The organism is Emticicia sp. C21 (assembly GCF_003418935.1).
In the GTDB taxonomy this organism is placed as follows: Bacteria; Bacteroidota; Bacteroidia; order Cytophagales; family Spirosomataceae; genus Emticicia.
Genome location: NZ_QVMT01000003.1, coordinates 196,602 through 212,574 on the forward strand (window position 1 = coordinate 196,602; position 15,973 = coordinate 212,574).

Consider the following 15,973-nt stretch of genomic DNA (forward strand, 5'->3'; position numbering starts at 1 on the left):
AATGAAAATTACAACACGTAGAAAATTCCTGAAAACAACTGCCCTTGCCTCAGTTGTTGCTGCTCCGGTTTTTGCTTCTGATGAGAACAAAGCCAAAGAACTATTTGTGCATCATGTGTACTTCTATTTGAAGAATCCGGGTAATGAAGCTGATAAAGCTAAATTGATAGAAGGATTAAACATTTTATCAAAAGTACCTGAAATCAAAATGGTACATATCGGTATACCTGCAAGCACTAACCGTAGTGTAATTGAGCGTGGCTATGCCGTTTCGTGGTTATTGTTTTTTGATAATCTGGAAGAAGAAGAAATCTATCAGAAACACCCGATTCACTTGAAATTCATTGAAGATTACTCACACCTCTGGGAGAAAGTGATTGTGTATGATTCAATAGGACCAAAAAGGTCATAAATCTAATAAGCTTAATAGTCTCCTGTTCTGAGAAATTGGAATAGGAGACTATCAAACACTTATTGACAGCTGCTTAACCATGCGACCCCTTTCCGCCCAGATAGGGATTATCCAATAACTTCTGAAAGCCTTCAAATTTTACCGGAGTTTTCTGGTATAGATAGGTGCTACGCAGCGATTGCGTACGGTTATTGTCGCCCATAGCAACGTCCACATCGTCCATCATAAACTGGCTGGGGTGTTCGTAGCCACAGGCGTGGCATATCTCCAAAATCTCTTTGGTCAGAGTTTTTAGGTAATTATAGAGCCTTTCACTTTTTAAGGTCGGGTCTATTCCTGATTGAAGCCATTTGTTTTGGGTTGCTACCCCTGTAGGACAGGTATTATTATGACAAACCTGTGCCTGAATACAACCAATAGATAACATGGCTTCACGGGCAACATTAATTACATCTACACCCATAGCAAAGGCCATCACGGCGGTATCAGGTAAGCCCAACTTCCCGGCACCCATAAAGGTAATTTTTTCTGTTAAATCTCTTTTCTGAAAAATCCGGTAAACCGATGAAAACGCATAAACAAATGGCAATGAAACATGATCGGCAAAACTTGGGGGAGCTGCTCCCGTACCTCCCTCGCCACCATCAATATTAATAAAATCAGGCCCTTTTCCGGTTTTCTTCATCAGATCTGCTAATTCTTCCCACATTTCCAGTTTACCAACGGCCGATTTAATGCCTACGGGTAAGCCGGTGGCCGCTGCCATTTTTTCAATGAAATCGACCATTTCGGGAATATTGGAAAAAGCACTATGGCTGGCAGGAGAAATCACATCTTTGCCCATAGGCACGTGACGGATTTCGGCTAATTCAAGCGTTACTTTAGAAGCAGGTAATACACCTCCTTTGCCTGGTTTAGCTCCTTGCGAGAGTTTCAGTTCAATCATTTTGACTGAAGGGTTATTCTGGCAAAGCTTCACCAGTTTTTCCATCACAAAATTGCCGTTGTCGTCCCGCACACCGAAATAAGCCGTTCCGATATTAACCACTACATCGGCCCCTTTTTTATGATAGGCTGATACGCCTCCCTCACCTGTATTATGATAGCACCCAAACTTGTTAGCACCTACATTCAGTGCCTCAATAGCTGGTGCTGATAAAGAGCCAAAACTCATACCAGATATATTGATAACTGACTTCGGTAGATAGGGGTGCTTGCGTTTATGATATTCGCCGATAACCTTGGCCGATGGACATAGATAAGGGTTCGCTATATTCGGATGCCCTGCGGGTAATTTAAACGGCAACATAGCAGGTTTAATAAAGTTGTAGCCTGCGCTATGCATATCCTGGTCGGTTCCAAAGCCCTGAAAATTGTTTTCTTTTTTAGAAGAAGCATACACCCACGAGCGTTGGCGACGGTTGAAGGGGAGCTCTTCTCTATTGTTGGCAACAATATACTGGCGGAATTCAGGGCCAACACTTTCAATAAAATAGCGCAAATGTCCGACTATCGGAAAGTTATGAACAATGGTATGTTTCTTCTGTAGAATATCTCTTAATGCTAATAAAATAAGTATCAATAGCAGATATGCCCACCAGGGAATACTCCCTAAAAATTCTAGCACGGCCTCCATAAGTCAAGATTTATAGTAATGAGTTTAACCTGTTTTTAGTCTGAATCAATAGTGAATGTATAAGTTTTTATCAGATGGATAGTAATATATTGTATTAAATTCGTATTAATCTATGATATTTGAGAAATATTCATCTTTTATTTATTGAGCGTAACCAGCCAAACACGTAAAGCATATTTGATCCTTTATACGAATCCGATAACTATACGTTTCCGGCTAGACGTTCCCAAATACTATTCATTTAAAAACTATTGATTCCTATGAAACTTCAACACCTATTTATTCTGATTTGTTTATTGTGCGTTAAAAATAGTTTTTCCCAGAGCCCTATCCTGAAAAAGGAAAATATTTTTGAGAATCCTCCCACCCCTGAGTGCCATGCCTCTACCATTGTAGAATTATCGAAAGGTAAAATGCTGGCTGCCTGGTTTGCCGGTACCCGTGAGTCTAACCCTGATGTATGTATCTGGACTGCGAGATATGAAGATGGCAAGTGGTCGGCACCTGAAAAGGTTGCGGATGGTGTGATTGACGATAAGTTAAGATACCCAACCTGGAATCCGGTATTGTTTAAAACTAACGAAGGTAAATTGTTTCTTTACTATAAAGTAGGAAAGAACCCGAGAGAATGGTGGGGAGAAATGAAAACATCGGCTGATAATGGTGTAACATGGTCGAAAGCGGAAAAACTACCAGAGGGCATGCTAGGGCCAATTAAAAACAAACCAATTCAATTGGCAAACGGAGATATTCTGTATCCGACAAGTACCGAGAGTGTGAAAGGAAATATCTGGCATATCCATTTAGAAAAGTCAGATAAGAATGCCAAAAACTGGACGAAGATTCCGATTGAAAACGATACCTTTAGTGTAATTCAGCCAAGTATCCTGCAATATGCTGATGGCAGTATGCAATTGCTTTGTCGCAGTAAACAAAACTATGTGGTAGAGACCTGGTCAAAAGACGGTGGTAAAACATGGGGTCCATTGAAAACTACAAGCTTATTGAATCCAAACTCTGGTACTGATGCGGTAACCTTGAAAAATGGCAAGCAGGTAATTGTGTATAATCCCTTAACCAGAGGTAAACAATGGTCGAATGGCCGTCAGAAACTGAATGTAGCGGTTTCAACCGATGGGGTGAACTGGAAAGACATATGCGTACTTGAAGACGAGCCTAAAGGTGAATTCAGCTACCCTGCTATCATTCAATCAAGCGATGGATTGGTACACATCACCTATACCAACGATCGCAAGAAAGTGCGATATGTAGTGTTGGATGTGAAGTAAAATTTCGCATATAATATCTCTTAAAAAAAAGCAGATATAGCTACTATATCTGCTTTTTATTTACACCTGTATTCCTGCCAAATATCGGATAATTCTGCCACTTATCCAAAATAAACTACCAGTTAACTTTATATTGCTGCCAATTACCGGAAAAATACTTCCAAAAAGGTTTCATTTTATGCAGTTCATCGAAAAAGGGGCATTCAATCTTTAAAACAAGTATAAATTTGTATTAACAAAACGGAACAACGCAAAAGACCGCTAGTTAAATGTTTTAGCTATTAGAGTGCAAAAGTTTAGAGTACAATTGCTATTGAGTGGCCGCCACGCGGTGAGAAAAAATTACCAGAAAGTACCATTGCTATTAATTGAGATTGAAACAATTGCTATAAAGTAAAGAATCCCAAAAAGTACCCGCTGTTGAGTTTAGGTCCAAAAAGTTGATAATACAATTGCTATTGAAAAAATTAAGTCGTCCAAACTGCTGTTTCTAAAAGTTTAATGATGAGGTTGAATAGAAAGACAATTGCTATTGAGAGAATTTAACACTAAAAACAAACTGCTGTAATTTTATTTGAGAATTGAGTAAGAAGGATTTTAAAAGCACGTTGAGTACACCCAAAGAGTAGAAAGTAATTAAAAAAGAAAAGTGGAGTTGAAAATCGACTCCACTTTTACTGACAATTGCTATTGAGTGAATATTCTTAATACATATTGATTATATATAAATCGATCTGTAAATCTTGTTGAGAAAAGAGAAATTGTATTTTTCTAATAACATCAGAAAAGATATATTCCCGGAACCGAAAAGATTTGATACGTAAGATATACCGATTACGAACCGTCCCCCTAGAGTTTTAATCACTTCCAACACCTCCCTACAATGAGCATCTTTACACATTAATAGGAGAGCAAAAATGCTCATTCACGGGAGGGTTGGAGTGACCATTACGATGTCCCACAAATATCTAAGAAATAATCATACCAAAACCTTGTAAATAAGGCAAATTGTATTTATTTTTGTTTATAGGTACTTCAGAATTAGCTAAAAAGTGTTGTGTTTTTTGCTGATTTTATGCCGCTTAATAACAAAGACAAACTTTTGCTACCTTTTGATAATTTTATGAGAAAAGAAAAAAAATCTGTTTTCAGATTATCAAAATTTTAAAAACAAATTAAAAACTTATCGAACGGTAGCAGGAGGAAAATTCAAAAAAAATGGTATGAAATTTGTTAGCGTGCGAAACCATTTTTCCCGGATTTAATTTGTACTTTTTTACGTGACATAAATTCCATAAACCCAACATACAGATGAAAACATCTACAAAGAATACTTTGAATACTATTGAGGAAGTCTTAACTGAAATTAACAATTTAATTGCTCAAAAAGAGAAAGAAGACTACGCCAGAATTTTTATTAAGCGCAATAATCTGTCATGCACCTATCAGTCAAATGAATATTTGACTATCATGGATACAAGCTCGACACTTTTTCATAAAAGTATCACATGGCAAGCTGACTTCAGCTTATAATAGAAAGCATGTTAAATTACTGATTCTTATTCAAAGACTATACCAAAATAGGACAAAACGCAGTTTTATTTTTGTCTATTTCACTAATTTACGGTAAAGTTCCGTTTTTGATGGGTCAATAGAAGAAAGCACCTGAAATGCTTTTTGTTTTTCGTCCTTTGTTGCTTCTGAAAAAATATTTACCAGCTCTTGCCCTTTTGCATCTAAAAAACTATTCATTAATACCGAGTTAGTTCTCGACTGCTGTAAAGTTTTAATTGAGTTCATGAACTCAAGTACTTGTCTGCGCCCATTACCCGGGTCGTTGGTAAAATTATCTAATACCAATCTATGATAGGTATAGAAGCCCTCACGGAAAGGTAATAACTGCTGATTCTGTAAATTCTCCACTAACCAATAGCGATTTCTCACATCACCTGTTTGCTCCCAACCAGATACTCCTGAACTAAAAGCCATATTAGCTACATTATAGGCACGGGTAAGAAATTGAGCACCTCCTGTTTTTGAAAAACTATCATAATCAAGCGTCAGTGCAATCAACGAATAAAAACCTAGTATAGAAGTCAGGTTATTGGTAAAAGATTGTTCGTTGAAATTCATCTGACGGTCTTCCGGCGAAAATGTGATATTGAAGTTCCTGTCAACATATTGAAGCAACAAAGTTTCATAGGTTGTATTATATACAGGCCTGATTACCTGAAATTGCGCATTCCCCTGAAACACATTCTGTTGTGGCGACTTTGTAAACGTAATAATAAGATTACATTTTATACGCTCTTCCTGAGAGTAGATGTCGTTTGTCCATCTCTTATTATTCATAAAGTCACTAATAGCCATTTTCATATCCACAAACACCTGCTTTTCAGCAGCCTGCTGTGCATTAATCTGATCAGATATAATGGTTACATTACAATTGAGTTCCTGTGCATAGCTTGCTACAGAACAACAAACAACCGATAATAAACTTAGTATTTTCTTCATATCTATTTTAATCACAGGTTATAACCTGATTAATGCATTTTTTCAACAACCATATTCAATATATCCTCCGCCACTTCCTGTTTCGATTTCAAATCAAAATCATAGAGATTGCCTGCCCGGTCTATAATTTTGATTTTGTTGGTATCATAACGAAAACCAGCCCCTTTATCTTGTAATGAGTTGAGTACTATCAAATCAAAATTTTTCCGTTCGAGTTTTCCTTTGGCATTTTCCAGTTCGTTGTCAGTTTCCAAAGCAAAACCTACAATAAACTGACTAGCTTTTTTCTGCTTGCCTAAAGTCGCTGCAATGTCGATGGTTTTGGTCAGTTCTATATTAAAAACGTCTTCTTTTTTCTTGATTTTTTTATCGGCTACGTGCATGGGTGTATAGTCTGCCACGGCTGCAGCCAGAATCACAATATCACTTTCGGCGAATTGTTTCTCTACTGCTTCATACATTTGCTGGGCCGAGAAAACTTTTTCAACTTTTATGCCAATCGGTGTTGGAATCGAAACCGGGCCACTAACAATACTTACTTCGGCACCAGCCATTCTAAAGGCTTCGGCTATGGCAAATCCCATTTTACCTGACGAATGATTGCTGATGAATCGAACAGGGTCAATAGGTTCTTGCGTTGGTCCTGCAGTAATCAATACTTTTTTCCCTTTCAGCGCAGGATTCTTTAAGAAATGACGTTGCAGTTCATGAACAATATGCTCAGGCTCTGCCAAACGGCCTTCGCCTACCAGACCACTGGCTAATTCTCCATATTCGGCATTAACAATCTGGTTGCCATAAGATACCAGTTTTTCTAAATTGCCCAGGGTACTTGGATGCTTATACATATCTAAATCCATAGCCGGAGCGAAAAAGACAGGGCACCTGGCTGAAAGATAGGTAGCTACCAATAGATTGTCTGCAATACCGTTGGTGCATTTGGCAATTGTATGTGCAGAGGCAGGGGCAATAAGCATCACATCAGGCCAGAGGCCCAACTCCACATGATTGTTCCATTCGCCTGTTTCATTTTTGGTGAATGATGACAAGACGGGATTTTTGGATAAAGTAGCCAGTGTAAGTGGTGTAATAAATTCTTTGGCCGATTCGGTGATTATCACGCGTACCTGTGCTCCGTCTTTTACTAGTAAACGTATAAGCATAGCGGCTTTATAAGCAGCAATGCTACCGGTGATCCCTAGCAATATTTTTTTATCTTTTAAACTCAATGCCTTAGACTTTGGTATGATTTTTTACTAATGTAGAATATTACACAACAAAAATAGAAAACATCAGATTAAGTCTTTGATATTTTCGTTAAAAGTATATAGTTTTAAAAATCGAGACGTCCAAATAGATATTGATGAAACGACTTGCACGCATCTTTTTATGGTTGATTGTTGGAATCTTTGCGCTGGTTGGGCTGGTAGTTCTATTTGTGCAATCTCCTGCCGGACAAGACTTCCTGACCAAACAAGCCGTATCATATCTTCGCAAAAAATTAGGTACAAATATCGTTGTAGACAAAGTTCGTTTCAGTGTTCCTGACTGGATAACGCTGGAAGGTGTTTACGTACCGGACCTCAAAAAAGATACATTATTAGCAGGTAAACGTTTGTTTGTAGATTTAGACATGCTTGGTTTGCTAAGTAACAATGTAAAACTCAACCAGATTGAGCTAGAGGGTATACGGGTAAAGGTTAATCGTACGTTGCCGGATACAGTTTTCAATTTCAACTACATTCTGGATGCTTTTATGTCAAAGGAGCCCGTGGATACCACTTCGTCTTCTGATCCATTTGACATCAGCTTGAAAAAGGTAAAATTGAACAACGTAAAAATTACGTATAATGATGCTATTATAGGTACTGATGCTGACTTCTATGTGAAAGACTTAACCACTGAGTTTAAGGAGTTTAACATCGCCAAGTCACAATATCACTTTGCCAATGTGAATGCCAACACCGGGTCGGCAAAGTTAAGATTGTATAAGTCTGTGAAGCCTAGTCTGGTTGCCCCACCAGATACATTAGACCCCGAAGTTGCTGCCGCTGATACACTCGATTTGAACGTAGGAACAGTTACATTGGCTAATTTCAACTGGTTATTAGAGAGCGAAGATGGATTAAGAAACGGCGTTAAATTAGGAAAACTGGAACTGGAAGGTGATAAAATTTATGTGAACGGGCAAAAGGTAATCTTCAAAAAAGTAGCCTTAGAAAATACTGAAGCCTTTGTTGAAATGGCTAATAAACCTGAACCTCAAACTGCTAAAAGCCCTGCCAAAAAGCCGGAGGAAAATAATACAGATACTGGCCCGGGCTGGGCGGCTATTATAGGCAATATTGAGGTAAATAAAATAAGGGTCAGATATGACGACAAGTATGCACCACGCCAATTAAAAGGATTGGATTATGGCCATCTTGACATTAATAATATGGCATTGGTATTAAGAAATTTTGTCTATAGCTCATCTAATATCTCAGGACAATTAGCGAAAAGCACTTTTACTGAGCAAAGCGGATTGAACCTGCAAAGCTTGACTACCAACTTCACGTATACCAATAAAGAAATCGGACTGAGGAATTTATTTCTCAAAACTCCCCAAACTGTGATTCGTGATGAGGTTGTGATGCAATATGATACCATTGCTGATTTAAGCAATAATTTAGGAAGTGTGCGAGTAAAAGCCAGTATCAAACAAAGCCAGGTGGCCATGAGGGATATACTGATATTGGTTCCTGATCTGGCTAAAAATCCGACATTCAGAGATAATCAGAATGATATTATCAAAGCTGATGGAATTATTGCCGGAAGGGTAAACAATCTGGCTATTCCAAAGCTTTCTATTACTGGGTTTGGAGCTACCAAAGTCATTGCCAAAGGTAATATCACAGGTTTGCCTGATGCCAATAAACTTGGCTTCAATTTAGATATTGATGAGGTATCAACCACCAAGCAGGATATTATTAAACTGGCAGGAAAAGATGCTATACCTGAGTCGATTGAGCTACCAGAAAAGATAACTGTCAGAGGTAAATTAAGAGGAAAGGCCAATGACCTGAACGCTGATGCCTCGCTTAACTCTGATTTTGGGGTAGCTGTGTTTACAGGAAATCTAAAGAACTTCGTAACGGGTAAAAATCAAGCCTACGATGGCAAACTAACTCTGGAAGATTTTGATGCAGGAAAACTGATTAAACAACCTGAGAATGTTGGGAAACTGACTCTTGAAGTGAATGCCAAAGGCACGGGTATTGACCCTAAAACTATGAATGCTACTATTGATGGTACAGCCAAAAAAGCAGTGATAAAAGGCTATGAATACAATAATCTGATATTGCGAGGAGATATTCATAATCAGATTGCCAATATAAATGCGAATTTAGATGACCCTAACGCCGACTTTAAATTAGTTGCCAAAGCTGATTTCTCGCAACCTTATCCTGCAGTTGAGGGTAATGTCTCAATTAATAGTCTTGATTTGAAAAAACTGAATTTGTATGCTGAAGATTTGAAGATAAAGGGAGATATAAAAGTAGACTTAGCGTCAACTGACCCTAAAAATCCAACGGGAACGGTATCAATTAATCAGGCAGTTATTGAAACAGGTGGCAAAGTTATTCCAATAGATACAACCAATCTGATTATTCAGAATGCGGCTGATGGACATCATATAGTACTGAAATCGCCGGTGGCAAATGCTGAGGTAGAAGGTAATTTTGATTATACCCGCCTGTTGGATATGGTATTGACAGAAGTGAATAAATACTTTAAGATCTCTGATGTACCTTATACACCGGTCACAGAAACCTACGATATACATATTGATGCCAAGGTGAACCAACACCCGATTATTCAGAGCTTTGTGCCTGAATTAACCAGATTGGGAACAGTAACGCTGAAAGCAGAAATGGATAATAAAAAAGATACAACCTTGCAGGCAACTGTGATTGTACCTTTAGTAGAGTATGATTCTTCTATAGTACGAAATGCAAATCTGAAGCTCTATGCAGTAGGTAATAAAGCTACTTATAATGGTGCAATCAGTGAGATTAATGTATCAGATTTCAGTATTAAACGCACAACACTTAATGGTGAAATAGCCGATAATACACTTACTGCCAATATAGCATTGAAAGATTCGGTGAATAAAGAGCGCTTTGCCTTTAATACGAGAGTACAGTCTATTGAAGATAAGTATCGTATTAATCTTAGCAACAGAGGTACTTTGATTGATTATAAAGAATGGCGTTCTGACTCGACCGGGTATATTGAATATGGGAAACAGGGATTATTGGTAAAGCAATTTTTACTAGAGCAAAGCGGACAAAAACTATTAGTAAACAGCACTACCAATGAACCAAACTCACCAATTACGGTTGAAGTAGATAGCCTGGATATTAAGCCATTTGTTACCATTGCGACAATGGACTCAACATTGGCAGGAGGAAAGCTGAATGGTAATTTCAAGCTATCAAACTATATGGCTGCTAGCCCTGCCTTTACCGGTGATCTGGTAATTAATAATTTTACGCTTACCCAGATTCCTGTCGGCACTGTGACAGTAAACGCCAATAACGAAACAGCAGATAGAATTGCTACAAAGGCATCAATCACCAGTGATAAAAATGATATTCAGCTGACAGGGAATTATATTCTGAAGCCTAAAGGCACACTTGATTTCGATGTTGACATCAAGAAGCTTGGCGCTGAAACCGTGCAGGCATTCAGCTTTGGGCAATTGAAAAATGCTAAAGGAAACCTGAGCGGAGACCTGACATTGAAAGGTGAACCTACCAAACCTTTGATAAGCGGCTCTCTTAAATTTGATGATGTATCGTTGAGTTTGACACAATTAGGCTCAAAATATATTTTCAATAACCAGACGCTTACTTTTGTTAATAGTGATATCAAGTTCAACAACTTTGTAATAGCTGACACCTTAGGTCAAAAATTAACAGTAAATGGTAATCTGAACATTCAGAACATTCCGAATTTCAGCTATAAATTAGATGTCGATGCCCGAAACTTTATGGTGCTGAATGGCAGCAGAAAAGACAATGATTTCTTCTATGGCAAAGGCTTTATAGATGCAGATCTGAATGTAACGGGAGTAGGAGCAACCCCTTCTATAGATGGTAACGTGAAGTTGAAAGAGGGAAGTGATATTACAGTAATTCTGCCTGATGCCTCTGTGGGCGAAACCGAAACAGACGGTATAGTTGAGTTTATCAATATGAAGAATCCGGCTGCGGCTGATTCTTTAGCAAAGGATAGCACTGTTGTAACCAACTTTAGTGATGTAGCCTCAGAAATGGCATTGAACATAGAAGTAGACGATAAATCTCAATTAAGTATTGTTATAGACGAAGTGAATGGAGATGCGCTGAAAATTAAAGGGAATGCGCAATTAAACACAGGTATTACACCAAGTGGGGAGTTCTATATTTTTGGTTTATATGAGCTTACTTCGGGTCAGTATGATTTGACTTTTGAGGTACTGAAAAGACAGTTCGTGATAGAAAAAGGTAGTAATCTCTTATGGACAGGCGACCCTATGAAGGCGCAGATAGATATTACAGCCGCTTACCCAATTAGTGTTGATCTTACTTCTTTAAATGAGTCAGCCAGATTATATGGTAAGGTTCCGGTAAAAGTATTATTGAAAATGCAGGGAAATCTATCTAGCCCTGATATTACTTTTGATATTGTATTGGATGAAAGACTGGCGTCGAGCGATGTGAAGAATTTTGTTGAAACCAACTCGGTATTTACCAGTTTCAGACAAGACCCTGTTGCTATGAATAAAGAGGTATTCTCCTTGTTGATATTAAATCGTTTTTCAGGCCAGCAGTCTTCCGATTTCTTTTCTGGTACCAATGCAGAGGCTATTGCCCGTCAGAGTGTAAGCAAGTTATTAACCGATCAGTTAAATGTATTGGCCGGAGACTTGATTAAAGGTGTGAAACTTGATTTCAATCTGAATTCAAACTTTCAACCGGCTCAGTCAGGCACAGGTGTAAGAACCGACCTGAATGTAGGTTTAAGTAAGGCCTTTTTAAATGATCGTTTAACCGTATCAGTTGGCCGCAATTTCCAGATTGAAAATACTACGGGTATACAAAAAAGCTCAACTGAAATTTTCGATAACATTGCCTTGAACTATAACCTGACCAAAGACGGACGCTATCTATTTAGAGCGTATCGTAAGAACGAATTCTTTATTCTAGACGGATATGTGCAGGAAACAGGGGTTAGTTTTGCCCTTACTTTAAATTACGAAACATTTAAGGAATTATTCAGTAAACAAAAGAAATGAGAGCAGCCAGATACATATTATTATTGAGTATGATTGGCTTATGGAGCTGTTCGGTAACAAAACATATACCAGCCGGAGAGAGTTTGTATACAGGAGCAGACATAAAAATCCAGACAGATTCTACAGTAAAAGTCAGCAAAGTTGAAGCTAAAGCACTTGAGGAACAGATTGAGGAAATCATTCGTCCGAAGCCAAATGCTACTATTTTCGGCTGGCCTTATAAAGTGTCTTTCTATTATTTGTTCGGAGAGCCAAAAAAGGAAAAAGGGTTCAGAAGTTTTTTTAGAAAACGATTCGGAGAAGCACCAGTATTAGCTAATAAAAGGGCTGTTACTACCAGTTCGGCTATTATTGCCAATACCCTACAGAATGAAGGCTATTTCCGTTCTACTGCCAGTGGTGAGTTGATAGTAAAAGGGAAAAAAGCAAGAGGCGTTTATACCGCATATCTTAAGCCACGATATACAATTAATGAGACGCAGTTTATTATAAAAGACAGCACTATATTCCAGAAGAGCTTCAGACTTTCTGAACGAAGGACCTTATTACGAAAAGATGACCCCTATCGATTTGAGGTTATAAAAATGGAACGTGAGCGTATTGACCAGTTTCTGAAACGAAGAGGCTTCTATTTTTTCCGCCCTGATTATCTGATTGTGAAGGTAGATACCAACCTGAGTACCTATAAGGTAAATTTATATGTGGATTTAAAGCCCAATGTCAATCAGACTTCAATTAAACAATATCGTATCAATGATATATATGTCAATACGGATGCTACTGATACGACCAATAGAAATTATGTGCAACAAGAGTTTATGAAGATCTCAGACCTGAGCCGCTCATATAAACCACGCGTTTTTAACGATGCCGTCGGCTTCCGTTCAGGCATGATTTACAGTAGTACCGTGCATGATGCTTCCTTATCAAGACTTATCAACCTTCGCAATTTTAAATTTGTCAGGAATCGTTTTGAATTAGTGCCACGCTCAGACTCTGCACTGATAGATGTGCATTATGACATGACCCCTCTGAAAAAGAAAGCGCTTCGCGCAGATATAACAGGTGCTTCTAAATCTAATGGTTTATTAGGTTTTCAATTAGGGCTTAATTGGTCGAACAGAAATATGTTCAGAGGGGCAGAGATGCTACAAATAGGGGCAAATATCGGAACTGATATTCAGGTAAGTGGCAGAAAAAACTATAACCTGAATAATTATCGTAGATATGGCCTTACGCTTGATCTCTCTTTTCCAAGATTTGTTTTCCCTTTTTACAGAATCAATCCAGCACGGAATCAGGCTTTACCTAAAACAAACCTGAACCTAAGCTATAGTTGGTTGCAACAGAGAGGAGTAGCTTATAATGATGATAGTACTACTTATGCTTATACGCAGTATGTGCTCACTTCAATTCAGGGGTCATGGGGCTATGAGTGGAGACCTAATCCGAGAGTAATACATACACTCACGCCATTTTATGCGAATGTGGTAAAGCCAAAGAATATCAGTGAAGAATTTGTTGAGAAGATTTTTAACAGCCCTAATACATCTGATATTGTACGTTATTTAGATGTATTAAGAAACAGACTTATATTAGGCGGGCAATACAATATTACTTATACACCGCAGCAACGAAACAACAAACGCCATTTTCTTTATCTGTCAGGTGGGGTTGATGTAGCTGGTAATCTGGCTAGTTTATTTGGCAAAAAAGGCTCTGACGAGACTGCTCCTAAAACCCTTTTTGGTATATCTTATGACCAATTTGTTCGTTTTGATGGAGAAGTAAGATATTATTACGACTTATCGCCAAGTTTACGTATTGCAAACAGATTGATAATAGGGTATGGTATTCCATATGGAAACTCCAATGAGCTGCCACAAATCAAACAATATTTTGTAGGGGGTAGTAATAGCATGAGAGGATTCAGAGCTCGCTCGGTGGGGCCGGGTACTTATTATGCCGATTCATTGACCGTATCTATTTTTGGTTTCCGCTCATTTGGTGATATAAAACTGGAAGGTAATACAGAAATACGTTATAAAGCAACCGACATTTTTAATCTGGCGCTCTTTGTGGATGCAGGTAACGTATGGTTGAAAAAATATGACCCTAATACCTCTTTTTATACAGAGGGCTCTCAATTTGGCAAAGACTTTTATAAACAATTGGCCATAAGTGGTGGAATAGGACTTCGTCTCGATTTCAGTTATATCAAACTACGTTTTGATTTAGCCACCCCATTCAGAAAACCGTGGCTGGAAGAGGGGAGCAGATGGGTGTTAAAGGATGTTTCACTTTCAAGAAAAGCCTGGCGACAGGAAAACCTGATTCTGAATATTGCTGTGGATTATCCGTTTTGATGTTTTTTTGCTCATAGATGCACTATATAAAACCAAAAAAAGCGTTGCACTTATCAAACTGCAACGCTTTTTTATATGGGGTATAGACCAATTATTCTTCGTCTTTCCAACGATATTCCACTTTTTCTTCTGTGAATTCGTCTAATGCAATAGACGTTGGTTTCGGTTGGCGCTCATAGAAACGTGAGATTTCGATTTGCTCACGGTTTTCAAAAATTTCTTCTAAATTGTCGATATTCGAAGCAAATTCTGCTAGTTTTTGCGTTAATTCTTCTTTGGTCTTAACAGCCACCTGTTTCGCACGTTGCGAAACAATAAATACAGACTCATAAACATTGCCTGTTTTTGCGGCAAGTTTATCTACGTCTCTTGTTACTATTGAAGGATTTACTGCCATAATAGAAAGACCCCGGCCTCTGAAGGGGATTGAGTTTATATGTAATGATTGCAGATAAGCAAGTCTTATTAGAGGCTTCAGACTATGTGCTTACCCTTTGGTTGCAGTATCTGCTTTTTGAGCTTCAGCTGCCTGTTTTGTTTTTAATTCTTTTAATTCCTGTTCGCGCTTAGCCAGTTGTTCCAGACCTTTATTGGCACCGTCGTAGGCTCTTTGCGCTTGTTTAATATACTTGCTCTTCGGATAAGCATCTATAAATACTTCATAGAATTTCAATACTTCTAAGAAACGCTCTTTCTGTTTGTGCTCAAAACTCACCATCGCGTAATCGTACTGCGACTGCACTTTCAGATAAGCTAATTCTTCGTTATATTGTGAATCCGGAAAATCTTTCTGAAAATTATCAATGCTTACTACCGCTGCCTTAAAATTGGCAATGGTTACACCACTGGTTTTGAAATACAACTTTGCCTTTTCGTAAGCTTTCTCTTCCAATCTATGTCTTAAATCAATCAGATGCTCATTACAGTTCTGCGCATACTTACTATCCGGGAAACTATTGATAAATGTCTGTAAGGCATCAATAGCTGTAATCGTATTTGTCTGGTCGAGGTTATAGTTCGGAGAATCTTTATACATCGAATAAGCATACATATAAAATGCTTCCTCAGCCAATGGGCTATTCGCATAAGTAGCATAGAAACTCTTGAACAAATAAGAACTCATGCTATATTGCTTTTGCTGAAATTGCGAATAAGCATTATAAAACTGCGCATTCTCCGCCAATGAATCTCCCTTCAATAACGGTATAATCTCCTCAAAAAGTAGACCAGCTTTGTAATAATCTCCCTTTTTGTAGTATTCGTTGGCCGCTTTGTATTTTTCTTCAGTTGTACCTTTTTTCTGCAATCTGGCAAATTTTGCCGAGCAAGCCGAAGATAATACAATTACTACAAATAAAAGGGCGGTATATGGTCTTTTCAAAAACATGGGTGCAAAGATAATAAAAAATATATGCTTTCAGAACGAAAAATTTT

The 15,973-nt window shown here is 38.1% G+C and carries 10 protein-coding genes; 5 read left to right on the forward strand and 5 right to left on the reverse strand.

Annotation, left to right across the window (positions count from 1 at the left end; translation table 11 throughout):
- Window position 1 precedes the first annotated feature (1 nt).
- Window positions 2-412: a Dabb family protein gene (locus D0T08_RS08470; protein ID WP_116982187.1), complete on the forward strand. Its 411-nt coding sequence runs from the start codon at window positions 2-4 to the stop codon at window positions 410-412.
- Window positions 413-485: 73 nt separating this feature from the next.
- Here D0T08_RS08470 and D0T08_RS08475 read toward each other — a convergent pair whose 3' ends face one another.
- Window positions 486-2,048: an FMN-binding glutamate synthase family protein gene (locus D0T08_RS08475; RefSeq protein WP_116982188.1), complete on the reverse strand. Its 1,563-nt coding sequence runs from the start codon at window positions 2,046-2,048 to the stop codon at window positions 486-488.
- 260 nt (window positions 2,049-2,308) lie between these two features.
- Here D0T08_RS08475 and D0T08_RS08480 point away from each other — a divergent pair, with 260 nt between their 5' ends.
- The gene (locus D0T08_RS08480; protein WP_116982189.1) at window positions 2,309-3,337 is read left to right on the forward strand and encodes an exo-alpha-sialidase; all 1,029 of its coding nucleotides are present in this window, start codon (window positions 2,309-2,311) and stop codon (window positions 3,335-3,337) included.
- A gap of 1,311 nt (window positions 3,338-4,648) precedes the next feature.
- On the forward strand, window positions 4,649-4,870 hold the full coding sequence (locus D0T08_RS08485; RefSeq protein WP_116982190.1) for a hypothetical protein: 222 nt from the start codon (window positions 4,649-4,651) through the stop codon (window positions 4,868-4,870).
- 75 nt (window positions 4,871-4,945) lie between these two features.
- Here the strand turns inward: D0T08_RS08485 and D0T08_RS08490 are convergent, their stop codons facing one another.
- Entirely contained in the window at window positions 4,946-5,851 is a 906-nt protein-coding gene (locus tag D0T08_RS08490) for a DUF4835 family protein (protein ID WP_116982191.1), read from the reverse strand.
- Between the two features lie 29 nt (window positions 5,852-5,880).
- Window positions 5,881-7,080: a bifunctional phosphopantothenoylcysteine decarboxylase/phosphopantothenate--cysteine ligase CoaBC gene (gene coaBC, locus D0T08_RS08495; protein ID WP_116982192.1), complete on the reverse strand. Its 1,200-nt coding sequence runs from the start codon at window positions 7,078-7,080 to the stop codon at window positions 5,881-5,883.
- Between the two features lie 134 nt (window positions 7,081-7,214).
- Between coaBC and D0T08_RS08500 the strand changes: the two genes are divergently transcribed.
- Both D0T08_RS08500 and D0T08_RS08505 read left to right on the forward strand, forming a co-directional pair.
- Window positions 7,215-12,173, forward strand: coding sequence for a translocation/assembly module TamB (locus D0T08_RS08500; protein ID WP_116982193.1), 4,959 nt, complete (start codon window positions 7,215-7,217; stop codon window positions 12,171-12,173).
- The gene (locus D0T08_RS08505) at window positions 12,170-14,539 is read left to right on the forward strand and encodes a BamA/TamA family outer membrane protein (RefSeq protein ID WP_116982194.1); all 2,370 of its coding nucleotides are present in this window, start codon (window positions 12,170-12,172) and stop codon (window positions 14,537-14,539) included. Before D0T08_RS08500 ends, D0T08_RS08505 begins: the two co-directional genes overlap by 4 nt.
- Before the next feature lie 91 nt (window positions 14,540-14,630).
- Here the strand turns inward: D0T08_RS08505 and D0T08_RS08510 are convergent, their stop codons facing one another.
- Both D0T08_RS08510 and D0T08_RS08515 read right to left on the reverse strand, forming a co-directional pair.
- A complete protein-coding gene (locus D0T08_RS08510; protein ID WP_116982195.1) occupies window positions 14,631-14,936 on the reverse strand; it encodes a DNA-directed RNA polymerase subunit omega in 306 nt (101 codons plus the stop codon).
- A 90-nt stretch (window positions 14,937-15,026) separates the two neighbouring features.
- Window positions 15,027-15,926, reverse strand: a complete 900-nt coding sequence (locus D0T08_RS08515; RefSeq protein ID WP_116982196.1) for an outer membrane protein assembly factor BamD — start codon at window positions 15,924-15,926, stop codon at window positions 15,027-15,029.
- Window positions 15,927-15,973: the final 47 nt, after the last annotated feature.

Coding starts and splice junctions, on each gene's coding strand:
- D0T08_RS08475 (WP_116982188.1), bottom strand. CDS start 2,048: ATGGAGGCCGTGCTAGAATTTTTAGGGAGTATTCCCTGGTGGGCATAT.
- D0T08_RS08480 (WP_116982189.1), top strand. CDS start 2,309: ATGAAACTTCAACACCTATTTATTCTGATTTGTTTATTGTGCGTTAAA.
- D0T08_RS08485 (WP_116982190.1), top strand. CDS start 4,649: ATGAAAACATCTACAAAGAATACTTTGAATACTATTGAGGAAGTCTTA.
- D0T08_RS08500 (WP_116982193.1), top strand. CDS start 7,215: ATGAAACGACTTGCACGCATCTTTTTATGGTTGATTGTTGGAATCTTT.
- D0T08_RS08510 (WP_116982195.1), bottom strand. CDS start 14,936: ATGGCAGTAAATCCTTCAATAGTAACAAGAGACGTAGATAAACTTGCC.
- D0T08_RS08505 (WP_116982194.1), top strand. CDS start 12,170: ATGAGAGCAGCCAGATACATATTATTATTGAGTATGATTGGCTTATGG.
- D0T08_RS08490 (WP_116982191.1), bottom strand. CDS start 5,851: ATGAAGAAAATACTAAGTTTATTATCGGTTGTTTGTTGTTCTGTAGCA.
- D0T08_RS08470 (WP_116982187.1), top strand. CDS start 2: ATGAAAATTACAACACGTAGAAAATTCCTGAAAACAACTGCCCTTGCC.
- D0T08_RS08515 (WP_116982196.1), bottom strand. CDS start 15,926: ATGTTTTTGAAAAGACCATATACCGCCCTTTTATTTGTAGTAATTGTA.